Here is a 19325-nt window from a genome sequence, read left to right as displayed (position 1 = left end):
ATGATCTCAGATTGTCATACAATCAAATGCCAGTTCACGGCTGGCGATATAAGTTACACAAGAGGAAGGAACAGCAGGGATGAACTCATTGAAGTACATGCTCAATGACCTCAAATGGTTTGATATCAGCTTTAAAAGCAAGTATTTCAGGATCCGTCAGGAAGATGAATTCAGGTTGCCGGTTTCACTTGGGTTTACGGCACTGCCACTCAGGCAGGAGCTGTTATTATTGTCCTCTGCCATTCCCGTTCTCCTTCTGGGACTTGTACTGAGCCGTGTCGGTTCTGTTGCCGTATTGATTGCGGCCGGAGGCATTACACTGATTTGGTTGCTGACATATTTGAGCTGGCGCAAGCGCTGGGTGTGGCGTCAGTTGTCCATCAATAAGGCAGATCTCGACGCTAATACACAGTTCATTTTCAATCGCCACTGTATCAGGTTGCCCCAACATATCTGCGGCTGCAACAGCACTATACCTAGAGCTGAGATTGAAAAAATCACTTTCCATTGGGTTAGTTATTTCAGTGAAATGCAAAAGCGCAATCGGGTCCATGGTGTGACGATTCACTTGCACAACGGCAAGCATTACCAGCTTTCCGGTATGGCCTACCCCCATAGAAGCTTGCTCTATCTGGCAATATTTTTTGATTATCCCGTGGAGCTTATCGAGCAGCCGCCCCCAAGGGAACGGCTGGTTATTTTGGTTATCGCCTTGGCGGTCATCACATCGTTATTCAATCTAGTCATGATTGCAGCCCACTGGCATTGACCTTAAGCCCGCAGATAAAGCTATAAATGTCTGATTCGGCATTTGGGTTAATACTTAGGTGCTATTGTGATGACGGCAGCTTAAGGGAAAAATAGCGGGACAACATTCCGCTATAACATTGATGTTTAATGCTTTTAAATCATAAGGATATGTATGCCACGTTTTTTCCCGTTGCCATATTTACACTCGTATTATCCATTCTCACCTTGATGGCTTCATCGGCTGTAACAGCGGCAGAGGGCGCAATGTCAGCCACACGGAGCGATGGATTATTTCAAGGTACGGCCGATGCGAGCGAGGCCAATCTCACCGCCCTGTGTGACAGTTATATGCGCGAGGGTTTCATTCATAACGATGTCACACTCTACCTCAAACTGCTGCCGCCTGAGGCGGCAGAATATGAGGCGGATATCCGCAAAGGTATTGCCCGATCTTTCGAGAAGAAGTTCAAGGGACTGACCGAGCCAAGCTATCAGATATTGGAAGTAGGTCCGATGGAACAGGGAGAATATAAAGGTAAAGCTACCCGATCCATAAAACTGAAATATCAGGGGCGAGGCGTAAAAGGAGATAGACGAAGCCGCTGTTTTTTTGAGCAGCATGAGAATAGTCGTTGGTACCTGGGTCAGCATCCCTGACCCTTACCGCAAGAAGGCGTCCCATGGGCGCCTTTGACTTTAAGGCTGATGACAGTATTGCAACTTACTATATCGAATTTGCAGGTGATGTTATTAGTGTCAGCGGAGATGAGTTATCTGGACGAGATTTATGTCCTAATACACATAAGACGTATCAGCTAACGGTTAAAAGTGGCTCTAATGTTGTCAGCAAAAGTAAATCTAAGCTTTCTGTACCATTAGTATTACTGAATGAGTCTGCAACTGAGCCAACAGAGTGCCCTACGACTGGTAATTAATTTAACTCGCCTCGAAAGGGGCGCAGTTTTATGTATTAAACGCTTATTCGCATGATGTGGCATACTTTAACCGCTGTTTACTTATTGTCGTTTTATCTCTGCGATGGTCAGTGTAAAACAATTATGAGAATAAATTTATAGAAAGAAAAAATAATCAGAAGTAAATATGGCTAAGAAAATAGAGTTAGATGATAAATCTTGGTTTTATAACCTGCACATTAAAGGGATGCGTAGCTTTAATGCACAGAGTGATGTGAGTTTATATGTCGCTAATATAGCTTACCCTCTGCCTTTAGGTATTTCGCTGTCATTGCTTATTTTGATGGTCGGTTTGACTATGTTACCTCTTAACTTCCCTAATACTGAGCTTGCTCGTGTATTAGTATTAATCAACGTGGGATTATTACCTATCTATTTAATAGGGCGGTATTGGTTGGTGAGGCGGCATTACGGTATTAGCGGGACATTACGTTGCTATGTGAGCCAGCAGCGTCTAGCCATTCCAGCTAATGCAATAATCAAAAAACCATTGGGGACGTTGGAGTTACAACGCGATGACATTGCGCGCCTCACGGTAAAGTATAAATCTCAAATGCACCGTCTACATGTGCGCAATCATATTACCGCGTGTGATATTAAGCTAAAAAATGGTGAAGTCATTACCCTTAATGCGATGTATTTCCCGCTTAAGCAGATTGTTTACCTGCTGCGTTTTTTTGACTATCCAATGACAACGCAGCACGGCAATTGGTCATGGACTTTTTTGCCTAATATAATAGCCCTCACATTTCCTGTTTTAACCAATGTCGTTGTCACAGGCATGCTAGTGAAACACTATTTTTTTTAGTGTATATTCAACTGATTACATATATGATTGATTGTGAGTCTTTAAGAGTTAGTAAAGCAATAACGTAAAATTAAAAGGATGTTTATGTACAAATTGATCGCTATTATTTCATTTCTACTTATATCGACGCCTTCAATGGGTTCTCCTGATGATGAAGATTTAATTCAGTGGTTGGCAGCAGCAAAAAAAATTGATCAGTCAGTGCCGAATGCATTGTGTAAAGCGTCAGTCGATGTTGTTAGAAATCAAGATGTAAACTTATTCAGAAAGGTGTTTGCTGCAATACCAGCAACGGATGAGCAAGTAAAAGTATATTTATCTGAGTTACATGATAAATATTTTAAAATCTCATATTTAGGTATCGATAATTATCAAATAGATGAAAATGAGGCGTTAGCGTTTGAAGATGCTAAAAATTCTAGCAGCAGTTTAGTTAGCGAAAACGCTAAGCAGCGTGGACATGACTTAGAGTTGTGGGTTACATACCGTTTCGACACGATATCACCAAAGACTAACAAGGCTATACAAGGGTTTGGAACTTGCAAGCTAGCCTATTTACAAAACCAGTGGAAGGTTATTACGTTATTGTAGGTAATCATATGGTACCAGATTATGCTAATTGCTGATTACCGCGAGATTAATATGGCCATATATGGACGCTCCCGGTGAGTGAAGGCACCCACTATTAAAATAATCAAGTATTGACTTAGGTCTATCGCACCGAAGCACAGGCCTCTTTCAATTTGGTTACAAAGGGCCTTATAGCCATTAGGCTATTTATTCATTACGTTAGCCATTAGTTTACCTCTTAAGTGATAATACCTCTGCTATGCCAGTTTTGATAAAATAAGCCTCACTTAGATTTTTGGTACGATATGGAATTGATAAAAAAGGATTTTAATATCAAACAACAATCACTGCAGCTGGTACTTTTAATCGCACTCAGTCTAGGCTTAAGCGCCTGTGGCGGCGAGTTGGAACCCAGCGAGGGTGGCACGCCACCGACACCTCCAACAACCGATCCCATAACACCCCCCACCACAGATCCTGTGGAACATCTGGGCAGTTGGGAAAATAAAGATGAAGATGGTGATGGGGTGCCAGATGAATTGGATGATTATCCGTTTGATGCGTCAAAGTATCAGTTTCCTCAGTTTATAGAAGTGGAACCTAACGACAATCCCTCGATTGCCACGGCCACTAATATGACCCCTCCGTTCACTATTATTGGTGGGATCTCGCAAAAATCAGATAACGGTGATTTGTACTCTTTTACAGGGAAAGCTGGCCAGTTTTATACCTTGATACTCAAGTATCAACATCCTGACTTTAAACCCAATATCTATTTCTCTGATGCGCAAGGCAACGCGCTAAATTTCGGCGAAATTAAGATTGATCCTGTATTAAAAACCCTCGCTATCAGTGCCCAAATGACCAAAGATGGCCTTTATCACATCGGCGTCAATGATATTAACTTCGACGGCCGTGCGAGTTTTACCTATAGCGCGAACCTATTCACCGACATGGATAGCGATGGGATCTATGATCTACAAGAAATTGCCTTAGGGATGGACCCCTCCAGCGATGACACTGACGGTGACGGCATTTCTGATACCGCAGAATATCTCTTTGGCCGTAACACCCTAGGATTTGATCCAGACGGAGATGGTATTCCAAATTGGCGTGATTTAGACAGCGATGGTGATGGCCTAAGCGATACTATTGAGGGTGAGAATGATGCTGATAGCGATGGTTTAGGGAATTTTGTCGACCTTGATTCTGATGGTAATGATCTGCCCGATATTGATGAAGCGGGAAGCAACCCTAAACATCCGCTCGATCAGGATATCGACTCCATCCCAGATTTTCTGGATCTGGATGATGACAATGATGGGCTTCTGGATATAAACGATCTACAGCGCCTGAGAGCTGTCAACGTTAGCCCATCAAGTGTGCTTGGACAGCCTTATGGCGTCTACAACCAAGCCAAACTCCCGTTTCTGGTTGAAGGAGACATTGTTTATGTCGAGTTAGATGCCCCATTATCGACCCTAGCGCACTTTATTGTTGTGACTAGAGACCGCCTGCCACCAATCAACCTCCCCATAAGTAATTCTTCTGGGGCATTCAGAGCGTCACAGCCTGAAGGGGCGAAGACAATCTTCATCTCTGATGGGGAGCTTAGAAGCAATATCAGGCAACTAGAGCTTCACCCTAAAGGGACGCCTGTCATCAGCTCGGTTAATGCTGTGATGCTAACTGAAAATAAGCAAGTGACCTTAGCTGGAGTTGGTCTAGACAGCAATATCACCATAACGGCTAATGGTGTTCCGATGGAGTTAATCTCTTCAAGCGCAGACGCTGTCACTTTAAAGGTACCAGCAGAATTAACAGATGGAAAATTACAGGCCAACAATGCGTTAGGCCAGAGTAATCAAGTACAATATTTTGTCCTTAACGACATCGATATTACCGTGAAACCTGTCGGCACGACCCCCACGAATGATATTCGCATAGAAACCTTATTAAACACTTCTTATCAATCTGATAGCGAAGGCTATGTCGTCGCGACGCGTTTCAAACATCGTCTAACGCCAGTGACCGCCTTCCTCCCATCAGCAAACAGCCAAAGTACACAGTATCTCAGTAGCTATATACTGCCTCACGATCAAAGCCTAGAGCTAGACATCAGCAACACTACCTTTAAGTACGTGCTGGATTTCATTGGCGTCGATAAAATCCCACTTGCATCACTGGCAGATTTTCGAACCACTATCCGAAACTATGCTGAATTCACCGAGCTAGAAGAACACCTTAACGGCTTATTACTCAATTCACCCTCAGCGCTTGCGTCATTACCATCACAGACCAGCGCATTACTGCTCGTTAAGAGTCGCCAGATTTTCGAAAAATACGCGACTACACAGTCTTTAGTTAGCGCCAAAATCAGCGCTCAATTGACAAAAAACTTTAGCTCACAACTGGCAAAAGCCAATGCAACCAGTGGCAGCATCCAACCCACTATCACCAATTACGGTACAGATCATTTTGACTATGGACTCACGGCAACAAACTTTCTCGACAACTGGTTACCATCCGATCCCAGCTGTCCGAATAACACAGAGATCACCAATGAGCAGAAAGATAAGCTCAGCTACGATGGCTGCTCTGAGTTACAAAACCGCACACGGCTATACCTTAGCACCCTCATTATTCCTCTAGGAAAAGACGGCGAATACGATGAGTCACTGCTAGACACTCCATTGCGAAAACATGCCCAAACGGCATGGGACGGTAATATCATGGGGCCGCAATCTGGTACTTTTTTAGGACTGGAACTAATACTACACTGAATGTCCCTATCAGGATTGCTTGTACCAAGTATTAGCACCAGGCGTTGGTGCACCACTTGGTCCCTCGCCTTTTAGCTTCAGAAATAGCTCAGCCTACGACGATGCAAACCTGAAGGCACGCCGCTATTTAGCGATACGGACCATCATAGATGGCATTTTACTGAAGTTTTTTGACATCATTTTAGTGGGCGTCGGATATGATCCGACCAACTTTGATCCTGTGGTACTCACCAAATTAGTCATTCAATACTCACCCAAGTTAGTTGAAGAGGCTCAAAAGCTCTATGACGATGACGATGTCAGCAGTGACGATATTGAAAACTTTACCAAGCAAATCGCCCTCGAATTTTATAAAAATGAAGTTGAAATACTTGCCGATCCTGCGAATGCTGGAAAACTAGGTCCCATCACCACGGCCTTATTGCAGGAACTAGGAATAAGCCCCCAAGACATTGCGACCATGGCCGCTGGTGCAGCATTACGTAAATGGACGCCTTTTGTCGGTCAAATCGATGCGATTCTGACGGGGTCTAAAGTTGCGGACATTTTAATAGATCAAGTTAAAACGATAAAAGATATGGCATTTGTTCCGGTAAAGTCTGATTTTACATTGACATGGGGCATGAAAATTATCGATCTCGATCCAAGCATCATGAAGGCCGAAGCCGTTGATAAACCGCTGTCGATAATAGGGACGGGTTTTGGCATCAACAAACGTTGGTATTGGTACGATGAAGAGCCATTAACTCACCTAAAAGATGAGGGTAATGGCGTAAAAGCGAAACAGGAATATATTTCTGTATCTGAAGATGGCACCTTACTAAAGACAGCGGTGCCAGCCTCTATGCTGGCAAACGCAATCGGCCCAATAGCCGTCAGTGTTGAACACCGTGGTCAAATGGCACAGTCCCCGATAAAGATCAAAATAGGTCACAATTTAGAAATCGCCCGCCTAAAAGCGGATTCAGGTCAGCCTGGCGATCTCGTGGTTATTGAAGGTATAGGTTTTAGTAGCGTCAAGGCAGATAATAAAGTGACGTTTGCGGGTAAAAATAACCAACGAATTGTCGCCTTTATCACTAAAGTTGAAGCTGGAAAAATCACAGTTAAAGTGCCTAATAATGTGGTTTCTGGCACCGTTACGGTAGAAGTTGATAATCAACTTAGCAATAGCCTGATATTTTCGGTACCCTATTTGTTAGACATCACCTTCGGCGACAACGGTAACTTTAACGATGATATCTTCAAACTGGTAGTCAACGATAAAGTTGTTACCGATGGCAGCAGTCCTTCGCGTAAAGTCGGACCTATTTCGGTTCCACTTGCGGCAGGCATGCACACAATCAAACTGGTTGGCATACGTGCAGAAGATGAAATTGGCACCTATTACATCCAATTTGAAGGCGATGTCATCTCCGTCTCTGGTGACGAATTAGAAGGCCGAGACTTGCTGAAAGACAGTGTCAAATCATTTACAGTTAATGTCGGCGCTATTCAACAAAAGAGTCGTAGTCAGTATCAACCATTGCTGAATCTACAACAGGAATAAACACCTAAAGGAGAGCTGAAAAGCTCTCCTCACTTTTATAAGGACTTAAACATGAAAATGGCCTTTCTATCTCTCCCTTTTGCGGCACTCGTGTCTCACTCTGCGTTGGGCAATACACCAGCCGATGAACAATTAACTCAACGTTGCTTAGACAGTTTTACCATCATTAAAAATCAGGACTTGGACGCTTTTGTGGCACGAATGCCCTATCAACCTAGCGCAAAAGAACGGGAATATGCGGGCGAGATTTTGCAACGTTCCCATAAACGTTGGTATGTTGACCAAACTATGGATGAGATTATTCCTAAAGGCGTAAGCTATAACTCGGCAGACGAGTCGAAACGCCAAAAAGGCGCTATCCAAGAGGCAAGAGTTAAACTGCTGATCACCAGCCCCAATGAACAAGCCTCGGTCAGTTGCAAATTTGTCGAGACGCAAGAAGGTTGGTTCCTCTCCAAATTGCCGTAAGTGACCTAAAACAACCAAAGACATAAAGGCAAGGTAGTGATGCTGTATTCGCAATTATCTAAAAAAGCTCAAAGATTTATCAATCCTGATGGATTACCTGAACAGCTTCGCCTTGCAACTAAGGTCCATTATGTTCGTCGAGGGTTAGCATTATTGGGACTATTGCCACTTTCGGCGTCTCTTATCATGGCGATAACCCTCGACGGCGGTGAGCAGACTTTTTACCAGTTTATGGTGGCATTGTTGCTACCTGTAGTGCTCATTCTCTGGGCGCTCAAGCAGCATTTAGTGCTCGATAATCCGAGTCAGCAACGCTTTGTACAATCACAATTATTGGGGTATCACTTCGAAAAAGCCTACCTAGCACCACTGAAATCTACCGAGTTACTATTGCGCCACGATAGTTATAACAGAAACCAATATGAGCTTAAGTTGCATAATCTTGTGTACCCAATAGGCAGTTTAACCGATACCACTCAAGCTATGATGTTCTTTGCACAGACATTTAATCTTCCTGCCAAAGAGCAAATCACCCAATTTCCCAATATCCGTGAGCTAGACATACTCTCATCGAATGAACCACTTATCGCGTCACTCTCGCTAAATGATCAGAATAAACCGCTAGTGCAAGAGGTCGACACCATCAACACGGTCGATGGATATAGCGCACAAGCGATTGACGCTAAAGAGAATGACAATCCTACTCATCGTCCGCCTTCGGCAGATATCGAACCACTTTGGCACCCCAAATTAATACTTAAACTGTTTTATCCGCTGCCATTTATTATGGTGTTTGGCTTTGCGATGAAGTTTATTGGAAGCCTATAGCGATGCACTTTAAACAACTCTCACCGACCATAGCAATCATGGCTAAAACTCGAGCACAAAGCATTGGGCGCTGGATTTTTGCAAGCCTAGTCGCTTCAATCACCTTATTTAACGCACTAGGTTTTGAACATTGGTCCTATGGCGAAGTGATTATCTGGTCATTCATTGCACTTCTTAGTTGGCATCTGCTATTTGCTCGAAGGCGTATTCAGATTGATCTCGAACGACAACTGATCACCACTAAAGTCAGTTCGCTCTATCCGCTAACTCAACAAGTCATCCCCATCAACCACATCGCAGCATTTCAAATACGGCAACGTCTCGGCCAGCCCCATGGGTATGATTTGTTGATAGTGATGGATACTCAAATTGAACCATTGAAGTTTCAATATGGTAACTTGCCCCAAATAAAAAAGCTGGGGCAAGCACTCTCACAGTTTTGTGCAATTCCATTACTGAGTGATTAAAACCGGGAACGGGCAAGATGAATAAAGCGCAGATGGCTAATGGCTTATTCTTGTTGGCAAGTTAATACTTTAGCGTGATTGTGATGATGGACTCTACACGCAAAAATGGCTGGCTAAAAAAGAAACAGACTGACATAGATGTCAATCACTTAATCACTCTCTTCGCCAAGAGCCGCTTCATCACAAGGACGTTTATTTTGCGACTGCCTCACTCTGCCCGCGCTCTATCCTTAATCGCCCTTCTAGCCATGCCGCTATTTGTACAAGCAACAACTGTTACGCCAACAGAGCATCAGGGCACTTGGGAAAATAAAGATGAAGATGGTGATGGCGTACCCGACGAATTGGATGATTATCCGTTTGATGCAGGAAAAACATCTTTTGAAATATTCGAAGAGTCCGAAGAAAATAACCTTATTTCAAGTGCAGACGTTACCTCGCAGATACCGCTTAGGATTCATGGTGTCTTACCCAATAGCGGCGATACTGATGTATTTAAAATTGAGATACCAAATAGTGTTATCGAGTCAGGATCTCGTCTCAGCTTCATCATTAAAGGGAAAGGGCGTAATTTCTTCCCTACAGCTAATCTATTTGACGCTAATGGCAATGCCTTGGGTACTACTAGGCCAAGCGATTTTACTGCAACAGGATACTTAAAGTATCATTTTATCTATCAGCCAAGCGTATCTGGCAGTTTTTACTTAAGTGTTTCATCAACTTCTCAGGACACACCATCAGACTACGTAGCTGAAGTCTTTATTGATTCTGATTCTGATGGTGTTAGTGATCAATTAGAAGCTTCGCTTGGTGCAGACAAAAACAAAAAAGATACTGATGGGGATGGAATTAGTGATGCCATAGAAATATTTGTCCCTGATATTAATGACATGCTGCTTGTAGATATCGATCAAGACGGTATTCCAAACTTCATGGATGACGACTCTGATGCCGATGGGCTGAAGGATACTTCAGAAACAGGAACAGACTTAGATGGCGATATGCTCGGAAACTATGCTGACTTGGATGCTGATGGCAATGGTATTTTTGACTATGCTGAAGCCATAGACCCGTTACGGCCTATTGATACGGATTTGGATGGCGTAGCTGATTATTTGGATCTGGATGATGACTCAGACAACATCTTAGATATATATGACGCACAACGAACAGTAGCGATTATTCCTCCTGCATTCAACAACCAAAATCGCCTGTCTATCACTGCAGCAAAGACAAAAGTAAGTGAATCCTATTCGCTATATAAACAAGGGCTGAGAGGCTACAGTTTAGATGTAACAGGTAACTTCACACCCAATCAAAGGTATATTTTAATCATTGAGCTTGATTATGAAATATACAACATCAACATAAATACGACAAACGCAGGTGAAATTTCCGCGACCATTCCTCAGTCCACAAAGATTAAATTTGGCAATAAAGAGGCAACAATTTCTATTTATGATCCAATCGACAATATCTCTAATGGTTATTCGCTAACGGTATTGGATCCACAAGTACCAATTATCAGCAGTCTTGGTGGAGACACCTATGCTTCAGGTGATAGGATCAGCATTAAAGGTTGGAACTTTACTCCGGCGACGAAAGCATGGATCGGGGGCAGGCAACTTCAACTTGAAGAATTAGTCTCAAGTAATGAGGTTATTTTTGCTCTGCCAAATATTTTGGAGCAGCAAACGATTCAGCTTGAAAACGGATGGGGAAAAGGAAATGAATTCTCTTTGAGCATTGCAAATAAGTTTAGTGCCATACTGGATGTACCATCAACAATTTACAGTTCAATTCCTGAGATATTTTATATCGATGCCAGCGGAAATTTCTATGAATTTTCAAAGGTTTCAATAAACAAAGTATTAGCTCCTGCTCTATCAAACCCTGAGTTAATCTTATATATAAACAGAAACGGTAAATACATAAAATTTTTACGTTCTATATTCCAAGTGAACTCTCAATCAGATAACCAAATAGTCAGCATCGACAGTACCATCCATGCTTGGTCAAAAGCATACGGTTTTAGTGGAAACATATCTGAACTTAAAAACCGTCCTAAATACTCAGAAACTTATGATTTTCTTCTAAAGAAATTAGAAAATAATATTTATTATTTTGGTTTCGAAAGCGCTTCCGAATTAGATGAGTACACAAATAAAATCATTCACCTAACCGGCTTTCAAAATAATAAAGATAAAAAAATTAACTAAAACTTTATATCAGATAAAATATTAAAATCGAATACGGTAGGAGATAAATGATGCGAATTCTCATGTTAATGGCCTTATTACTGGCCTCACTAGGCTGGCCAACCGCTGCAACAGCGGCTGAAAGCGCAATGTCAGCCCCACGGAGCGATGGATTATTTCAAGGTACGGCCGATGCGAGCGAGGCCAATCTCACCGACCTATGTGAGAGCTATATGCGCGAGGGTTTCATTCATAACGATGTCACCCTCTACCTCAAACTGCTGCCGCCTGAGGCGGCAGAATATGAGGCGGATATCCGCAAAGGTATTGCCCGATCTTTCGAGAAGAAGTTCAAGGGACTGACCGAGCCAAGCTATCAGATATTGGAAGTAGGTCCGATGGAACAGGGAGAATATAAAGGTAAAGCTACCCGATCCATAAAATTGAAATATCAGGGGCGAGGCGTCAAAGGAGATAGACGAAGCCGCTGTTTTTTTGAGCAGCATGAGAATAGTCGTTGGTACCTGGGTCAGCATCCCTGACCCTTACCGCAAGAAGGCGTCCCATGGGCGCCTTTGACTTACGACAGACATAGGAATAACCGACCCAATTATCCACTGACAACCAAGGGTAATGGATGACAATGTAACATATTACCCAAAGCAAATATCACTACACACGATTGGACCCCTGCCAACATGAGCTATAGCATAAGTAAACACACGGATGACTCACTTATTTTAACAAATACTCGAGGCATGGCTGGGATCTTGGTAAGCATATTCTTTGTCTTTTTCGGTCTTATGTTGATGACGCTGGCGGTCGGTGAATGGCAGGAGAGCGGTGAATGGCCCGTGGCTATGTGCCTGTTTGGCGCGGCGGCATTTTTGCCTGTGTTCCGGTTTAACAAGGTCGTGATAAGCGCCAAGAGCAAAGATCTAGTACAAACCCAATCTTGGTTTGGCGTTGTCTTTGGCAGTAAGCACATTCTCAATGAGCAACTATCCTTGATTGAAATATCGGGCTTAATCTCTGGCGAATTTGCGCATTTCCTAGATCCCAGCGAACATGTCAGACATAGCTATTCTCTGACCTTCTTCAGCCATCCCAAACTAACACTCACAATTGCGACCTTTTCCGACCTACTCAAAACAATTGCGTTTTTTGAAGCCCATTTTGATACGAACATCGCCTTGCTAATCGGTAATAACAGACACAAATTCACTCCAGCAGGACTCATGGAGAAAGGTAAGCCCACACCTCTGCCACAGGATGGCCTAGTGCGCCAGACTGGAGTTGCGCAACTCAGTGTTAAAGGACATCCATTGGTCATCTGGATGATCAACATCCCCATTTTATCTGTAGCACTGCTGGGTATCTGGATGCTGCACTTCCAAGAAGAAATGTTTCGTCAAGTCTATATCCCACCTTTCTACCAATATGCCTTGTCAGCCTGCTTGATAGCTTTAAGCCTTGGGTTTGTGGCATTCATCAGAGGTGCTTGTCTGTTAACGGTCGAGAATGACATGTTAACCATCAGCAAGAAGGGCTGCAGGACCAAACACTTTAAACTTGCCGATGTCTGGGGCGTCTCACAGGTAACAAATGTTACCTATCTATTGACGAAAAAGGGTGCTGTAAAATTAGCCTATAAACTACCCGATAAGCATAACTTTGCGATCCACAGCTGGTTAACACAATTTATCCGAGACTCATCCAACTCAATCTAAAACAAGTTAATACTTTAGCGTGATTGTGATGACGAACTCTACACGCAAAAATAACTGACTAAAAAAACGACACACTGACATAGGTGTCAATTACTTAGCCTGTCTATTCGCCGAGATTCGCTTTCATCACAAGGACGTTTATTTTGCCATCAGCCCACTTCCCTCGGTTTCTCTCTTTAATTGCCCTATATAGTTTACTTGCCTGCAGTATTTTTCCTGCTAGCGCCGCGCTGGATAGAGATCAGGCTTTGGCGACTTTTGACAGCCAAACAGTACCACTCATAGAGCAAGCCATTGCATTAGGGGAAACAGCACCAGAGGACAGAATTGACGATGCGTTAGATCGCCACCAAGGTGATGCACTTGCCGTTATAAGGGAAGGCATTCCTCAACGTCTGGCGATTAAGGCAAAGCAGCAACTCATGTTAGCGAATGAGTACCTTAGGTATTTTAAAGAATTACAGCAGCAAGTTCCGCATGCGAGTCAATGCCATCAACCAGAACTTGTGGCAGATTTCAGAGTACAAATCAAAGAGCTCAACGCCTATGTGGATAGGCTCAACACTTACCCTAAACTCCAAAACCTAGGCGACGCTTTTCCAGCCTTAATGGACATGAATATTAATCAGGCACGGGTAAACACCTTAACGAGTCTATTTCATCGATTTCGGCTCTGTGTTTTAGGCGATGATACACCGGCTATTGTCGATGGACTCACAGGCGAGAAAGGGGATGCAATAGCCAACGCCTTGATCAATGCATTTGCTGCTAAACAGGGCTTGCCCCACCCAACTGCATCACAAAATATGGCAGATGAAATGGCTGAAGATGATGCGCCAATACTCGATGATATGGGAGATGAACAAGCCCTCGAAGAGGATATTGGGCCAGACAATAGCGAGTCTGATGAGCCTGAAACGGTGCTCGCTACTGAAATTTCACAACCGATATCCGCCGTTAAATTCAGCAATATGCCACTTAATGACTGCATCCAAAAACAAACTAAACTCTTCACTATTCAGCAGAGCCAAGAACTCAGCCTGCTTAACTGCCAATTTAACCCCACAGACATAGTGACGTTGCAAGATCTCAGCGCCTTTACCCATCTCGACACCCTAAGCTTAAAAGGTGGCACGCTCAGCACACTCGGTAATCTGAACAGTAATAATCTTAAAACCTTAATGCTGACCGATATGAAGGTCACTGACTTTTCGGGTAAAAACATAAAACTCGATAGCCTGTTCCTCAGCCGCATTAGCTCAAATAATTGGCCAAGCTTAATCGAACTTAACGTAAAGACCATCAGCATTGACAAAACTGTAAATTGCGCTGAACTCAAACCATTATTGGCATCAAAAAAGCTTATTCCTATCCATCCTGGCCTGAGTCCAACAGACATGGCTGAACGTATGCAACAAGCAGAAACCAATGGTATACCACTGTTAATGCTGGAATGTGCGATCTAACCAGCTCAAGTCTCTCATTAAAATCTTCAAGCTAAGTATGCACCTTTCATACTTTTGCATACTTGTTTGATTTTTAAACAGAAAGGAAAATACACAAGCAATTAACACTAGCACAACAGTCGCCTGAGGTAATTACAGGATTGGATGTTAAGTCGTAGCGAAAGGGATTTATCTAAAAAATGGTAAACGTCTCATCAAAAGCGTTCTCAATTACTATCCGCTATTGCCTACCCCGTCATCGTACCCAATGTAAAGCTAATCAGATTTGAACAATAGAAAAACGCTCCAAGATATTGATTCATATTAAAATAAAATAGACACAGCTTAAATAATGGCGATGGAAGTTGCCGAGTATATTCACGTAAGGATACAAGATGTTTAAACCTAAACTGCTCTCTTTGCTTATCGCCACCAGTTTGCTGACGGCATGTTCTGGCTCGGACGATAAAGATGATACAACACCGATCCCAGAGCCGACGCCACCCACAGAATACGCACATAAAGTCACAGGTCAGGTCACTTATATCGGCGCTATCGCGGGGGCCAACGTGTGCGTCGATCTTAACCAGGATTTAAGCTGCTCTGAGGGCGAACCTAGCACAACGACGGATACCGATGGTAAATATCAAATAGATTGGAAAAGCGAGACCGAAAAACCTAACTATTACCTGTTGGCCAATTGGATTGATAACGCGGCGTCATCTGCACGCTCAGCATTGGCGATGAGCTCCGCCGCAGCTAACACCAACGCCACCACTGGCGGCATGAATATCGTTGCCCTGCCCGATCATGCCGGTCATATCAATGCGCTGACTAATATTGAATTTTCACGCTATCGCAAGATGATTGAGGCCGACTTAACGCCACAGCAAGTGATTGAGTTCCGAGCAAAACTAAAAACCTTATACGCCAGTGGATTTAAACAAGTTGAAGCCGATTTATTTAGTCTTTCGCCCGAAATCACCCTGCAACCGACATTTATCGACACGCTGCTGTTACACGATTATCTGCTAAATCTCACCAATGAGCGCACAGTGGAAATTTTGGCAGCCATCGAAGTGTTAATCGCCGCATTTGAAGCCTTCGAGAATTTAATCCTAGGGTATGGATTTGGCACTGATGCTTATCTGCAAACCAATCCTGTTGCCGTCACTAATAAGGTGGAAAGCACCTTAGTGTCCTTCGGTTATATGGAAGCGCCGGTTGATGACAAAGCCATGAACAGTGTTGACTGGGATAATGTGTATAGCAGTATGCACAATCAAGCAGGCGAATTACACGTACTCAGTATACAAACCGTACGCAACAGTCATTTTATCACCTTGGATTATGGTGTTGATAAGCAAAGCCTTACTGGCGTAATCTCAGGTAAAGTCGCTATGCTCATCGAAAAAACATCTCAAGAGGATACTGAAACCGAATGTTGGAATGAGCCGATGCAAAAATGGATTAATTCCACACGTAACGATCAAGGTTATGCCAGTAAAGAGCCGATCATTGAGGGCAACCTTTTAAAAACCGTCTACGCTGGGACTGAAGTCCCTGTCGAAATGAATTTCCACAAGTATCAGAACACGGCCACTGACTGGCAGGATTTGCTGGCAAATCTCCCTTCAGATCTTAAGCTGGGATCACTCAGTTGGCCTTCGCAAATATATCGCATGGATATTAAGCAAACAGACGACGTGTTATGCCGCAATGAAGCCCCCATCAAACATGAAACTGATGTTGCAACAGCAAGTCAGATGTACTCTAAGCTGCTAGTGCAACTCTTCTGGTCGTACGCTTACCCTGACGGGTATATTCAAGATACACCCAATAAGTTCACTCTTCTCGACAGTTTCGGCCAACCCGAAGCGCAATATGAATGGGGCATTAGTACCAGTCCAAGTAATGAGCAGCTGTTAACCATAACTCAAATAGTTGAAGACCCTATTGAGCGCGAAATGGTTAGAGCACACTACTACCTAGTCAGCCCTTACTTGCTGACCGAAGTTGAGCTAAACAAGGCTTTTGATACATCAGTAAATAAACAATTTTATCGATTTACCTACGACAGCAGCTTCAGCAACACGCTATACAACCATTTTAAATCCCTAGCAACCCAACCTTAATCAGCTAACGCCCCTGAAGTGATACCTCAGGGGCGCTTATCTCAACTCAGCTTAGCCATAGGTAAAAAGAGCCGATTACAGACAGATAAACGCATCTCGCTCATAGTAAAAGATAATAGCTTCAAGTAGTTCCTGTTCACTTGGCTGGGCTTTTTGCTGCTTGAGGTTATCGATCACATCCTCGATTTGATCCATATTGAGCAGATAGCAATAACCATTGTTTATCAGACTATCTTCAAACTCATCGATTTCTTCATTTGACCAACCCCTCATATCATCGACAATTGGCAGTAGCTGCGTGGTCAGTTGGAGAACTTCATTTCCCGCAGTATCTTGATAAACAAGCCAATATTGTAAGCCTCGCTGAGTAATACACTTATTAATCCAGTTTTTTAACGGCTCTGATTCGCCAAGGAATGATCCTATATCCACCAATGTCTCCTTCATATTAACGTCAGAGTGACATGTTAACTTGCTTAAAAAACATAAGTCTATGGCTTTGAGTTAATCCGATCCTTCCAGTCATTTCATCCATAAATAATGGAAAAAACGGGTTGTATGCCACAGAAAAAACTACGCAAAGGTTAAAATTGATACTTTCAACAGTCGTTATATCCGCAACTCTGCAACCCAACGCAAAATCACAATTCATCAATCCGGCAGTTAAAATCCCATAATTAAATAAGCTTTATTCATTTTTAGGTGCATAAATTTAAGCATTTCTCATTTAACGTTAACGTGATTTAGACTTTGGTTATTTTGAAACCAAGGTTAGTGATGTTTCACAATCCCCTGCTATGCAATTGTGGTACTTTACTCGGTCAAAAATGTCGGGCATTTGCCTTTAACATAGAGTGAACCTTTAGCCTAGATTAAGCCTTAATCACTAAGCCTTGAGTCGTCTAGGTTCAAATCGTCTGTGCATGACACAAAATGCTGCGGCAACTGGGGAGTTTCGCAAGAATGAAGAGCAAGAGTTTATTAGGTAACATTGGTGTGCAAGTGGTTATTGCCATGATTATCGGCGCACTGGTGGGTTTTATCATGGGCGAGAGTGCAAGTGTGTTTGCACCACTCGGAACCATTTTCATCCATTTAATCAAAATGCTAGTGATACCACTGGTATTGGTTTCTATCATCAGCGGCGCGGCGAGCTTAGGTGACAGCCCATCGGCGGGTAAGATTGGCATTGGCACTTTCGGCTTTTTTATTGTCACGTCGGGCTTTGCCGTTGTGCTTGCACTCTTGATGGGTAATCTGTTCCAACCGGGTGCAGGCGTTGATTTTACCGCCCACAGCAGCACAGACTTGATGGAAGTAACCAAGGAACATGGCGCATTACCCGGGGTAATGGATACCTTTATCGGCATGATCCCAACCAATGTGTTCGAGTCGCTGAACGGCGGTAACATATTACAAATCTTAGTCTTTAGTATCTTCTTCGGCATCGCACTGACTAAAGTTAAAGGCGATGGCGCTAAACCTATTTTGGCCGCACTTAACACAGTCGTCGATGCCTTTGTGTGGATGATCAACTGCGTGATGATCATTGCCCCTATCGGTGTATTTGGTTTGATGGCCGATTCTGTCGGCACCTTCGGTTTTGATGCACTAGAAGTCGTGTTTAAGTTATTCGCCGTGTTTGTTGCCGCGATTCTGATCTACGGCTTTATCTTCTTCCCATTAGTGGTACAACTCTTCTCAAGAGTGTCTGCGCGCCAATTTATTTCGGCAATGAAGAAGCCGCAGGTGATGGCCTTATCGACCGCCTCTTCAATGGCGACTCTGCCAGTGAATATGGAAACCTGCGAGGAAGATCTTAAAGTCTCTAAGGCAACCACGGCTTTTGTACTGCCGTTAGGCGCCACCATTAATATGAGCGGCAACGCGATTTATTATGGTTTAGTGGCCATGTTCTTCGCCCAAATGTATAACGTTGATCTGTCGATGACAGCCTATGCGGCCATCATTTTCACCTCAACCTTAGGCGCAATTGGTCAAGCAGGTGTGCCGGGCCCATCCTTCTTAGTAGTGGCAGTGCTGTTAGCTGCAGGAATTCCTATCGATGGTTTACCTTTGCTGTTTGCGTTAGACAGGGTTTTTGACATGATCCGTACCGCACTCAATATCACTGGCGATGCTGCTTGTGCCTTGATCATGGATAAATACACAGAAGTTGACGTTAAAGCGGATAGTGAGCGCAGCTTAAGCTAACTCAAACACTTTGAATATAGGCTTGAATAGGCAACGCTTATTCAAGCCTTTTTTATCTGCAGCACGGTATAATGGCCTGCCTCTACACGCATCAGTTAAGCCTATTTAACCTGAACTCGGGATAACGAGTGTCGAAAAATCTAAATTTAACAAATAAAATCAATGGTATAAAATTATTCGTTTAAAGCGAAAAATCTATTTCCTGACTGAATGCGCAGATTTTTGCGCATATCAAGGCGCTCTGTCGTACGCCATAGCGAGCTATGGTTAGACAGAGCAACGCAGAGAGGCCCGAAAAGATGCCTATTCAGCGGCTCTGCTTATCCCGAGCTCAGGTTATTTAATCTGAGTGTTAATGTGATCTCTCCCGCGCCATCCACTAAGCTCAATTTGCTAGATTTCGCAA

At 43.4% G+C, this 19325-nt stretch carries 17 protein-coding genes; 16 read left to right on the top strand and 1 reads right to left on the bottom strand.

Features of this window, described 5'->3' with window-relative positions:
• Window positions 1-79 precede the first annotated feature (79 nt).
• From L5M71_RS09240 to L5M71_RS09170, 15 genes are all read left to right on the top strand, one after another.
• Window positions 80-769, top strand: coding sequence for a hypothetical protein (locus L5M71_RS09240; protein WP_263207062.1), 690 nt, complete (start codon window positions 80-82; stop codon window positions 767-769).
• A 245-nt stretch (window positions 770-1014) separates the two neighbouring features.
• On the top strand, window positions 1015-1407 hold the full coding sequence (locus tag L5M71_RS09235) for a hypothetical protein (RefSeq protein ID WP_263207060.1): 393 nt from the start codon (window positions 1015-1017) through the stop codon (window positions 1405-1407).
• A 23-nt stretch (window positions 1408-1430) separates the two neighbouring features.
• Window positions 1431-1685, top strand: a complete 255-nt coding sequence (locus L5M71_RS09230; RefSeq protein ID WP_263207058.1) for a hypothetical protein — start codon at window positions 1431-1433, stop codon at window positions 1683-1685.
• Window positions 1686-1851: 166 nt separating this feature from the next.
• Window positions 1852-2532 carry a hypothetical protein gene (locus tag L5M71_RS09225; RefSeq protein ID WP_263207056.1) on the top strand — a complete coding sequence of 227 codons (681 nt, stop codon included), beginning with the start codon at window positions 1852-1854 and terminating at the stop codon, window positions 2530-2532.
• A gap of 84 nt (window positions 2533-2616) precedes the next feature.
• Entirely contained in the window at window positions 2617-3123 is a 507-nt protein-coding gene (locus tag L5M71_RS09220; RefSeq protein WP_259544504.1) for a hypothetical protein, read from the top strand.
• Window positions 3124-3407: 284 nt separating this feature from the next.
• On the top strand, window positions 3408-5885 hold the full coding sequence (locus L5M71_RS09215; RefSeq protein WP_263207053.1) for a hypothetical protein: 2478 nt from the start codon (window positions 3408-3410) through the stop codon (window positions 5883-5885).
• Window positions 5886-5904: 19 nt separating this feature from the next.
• Window positions 5905-7434 carry an IPT/TIG domain-containing protein gene (locus L5M71_RS09210; RefSeq protein WP_263207051.1) on the top strand — a complete coding sequence of 510 codons (1530 nt, stop codon included), beginning with the start codon at window positions 5905-5907 and terminating at the stop codon, window positions 7432-7434.
• A 51-nt stretch (window positions 7435-7485) separates the two neighbouring features.
• Window positions 7486-7902 (top strand): hypothetical protein, encoded by a 417-nt coding sequence (locus L5M71_RS09205; RefSeq protein ID WP_131525707.1) that lies wholly within the window; start codon window positions 7486-7488, stop codon window positions 7900-7902.
• A 39-nt stretch (window positions 7903-7941) separates the two neighbouring features.
• Window positions 7942-8730 (top strand): hypothetical protein, encoded by a 789-nt coding sequence (locus tag L5M71_RS09200; RefSeq protein ID WP_263207049.1) that lies wholly within the window; start codon window positions 7942-7944, stop codon window positions 8728-8730.
• 2 nt (window positions 8731-8732) lie between these two features.
• The gene (locus L5M71_RS09195; RefSeq protein ID WP_263207046.1) at window positions 8733-9197 is read left to right on the top strand and encodes a hypothetical protein; all 465 of its coding nucleotides are present in this window, start codon (window positions 8733-8735) and stop codon (window positions 9195-9197) included.
• Window positions 9198-9280: 83 nt separating this feature from the next.
• On the top strand, window positions 9281-11416 hold the full coding sequence (locus L5M71_RS09190; RefSeq protein WP_263207044.1) for an IPT/TIG domain-containing protein: 2136 nt from the start codon (window positions 9281-9283) through the stop codon (window positions 11414-11416).
• Between the two features lie 47 nt (window positions 11417-11463).
• Window positions 11464-11937: a hypothetical protein gene (locus tag L5M71_RS09185; protein ID WP_263207042.1), complete on the top strand. Its 474-nt coding sequence runs from the start codon at window positions 11464-11466 to the stop codon at window positions 11935-11937.
• A 228-nt stretch (window positions 11938-12165) separates the two neighbouring features.
• Complete coding sequence (locus tag L5M71_RS09180) at window positions 12166-13125, top strand: hypothetical protein (RefSeq protein WP_263207040.1); 960 nt, start codon at window positions 12166-12168, stop codon at window positions 13123-13125.
• 143 nt (window positions 13126-13268) lie between these two features.
• The gene (locus L5M71_RS09175; RefSeq protein ID WP_263207038.1) at window positions 13269-14591 is read left to right on the top strand and encodes a hypothetical protein; all 1323 of its coding nucleotides are present in this window, start codon (window positions 13269-13271) and stop codon (window positions 14589-14591) included.
• A gap of 374 nt (window positions 14592-14965) precedes the next feature.
• On the top strand, window positions 14966-16705 hold the full coding sequence (locus tag L5M71_RS09170) for a hypothetical protein (RefSeq protein WP_263207036.1): 1740 nt from the start codon (window positions 14966-14968) through the stop codon (window positions 16703-16705).
• Between the two features lie 75 nt (window positions 16706-16780).
• Here L5M71_RS09170 and L5M71_RS09165 read toward each other — a convergent pair whose 3' ends face one another.
• A complete protein-coding gene (locus L5M71_RS09165; protein ID WP_263207034.1) occupies window positions 16781-17137 on the bottom strand; it encodes a hypothetical protein in 357 nt (118 codons plus the stop codon).
• Window positions 17138-17668: 531 nt separating this feature from the next.
• Here L5M71_RS09165 and L5M71_RS09160 point away from each other — a divergent pair.
• A complete protein-coding gene (locus L5M71_RS09160; protein WP_105250986.1) occupies window positions 17669-18919 on the top strand; it encodes a dicarboxylate/amino acid:cation symporter in 1251 nt (416 codons plus the stop codon).
• Window positions 18920-19325 lie beyond the last annotated feature (406 nt).

This window comes from Shewanella sp. SW1, assembly GCF_025653545.1.
In the GTDB taxonomy this organism is placed as follows: Bacteria; Pseudomonadota; Gammaproteobacteria; order Enterobacterales; family Shewanellaceae; genus Shewanella; species Shewanella oncorhynchi.
The sequence above is the reverse complement of the archived record's forward strand: the minus strand, read 5'-3'. Positions and strand labels throughout refer to the sequence as shown.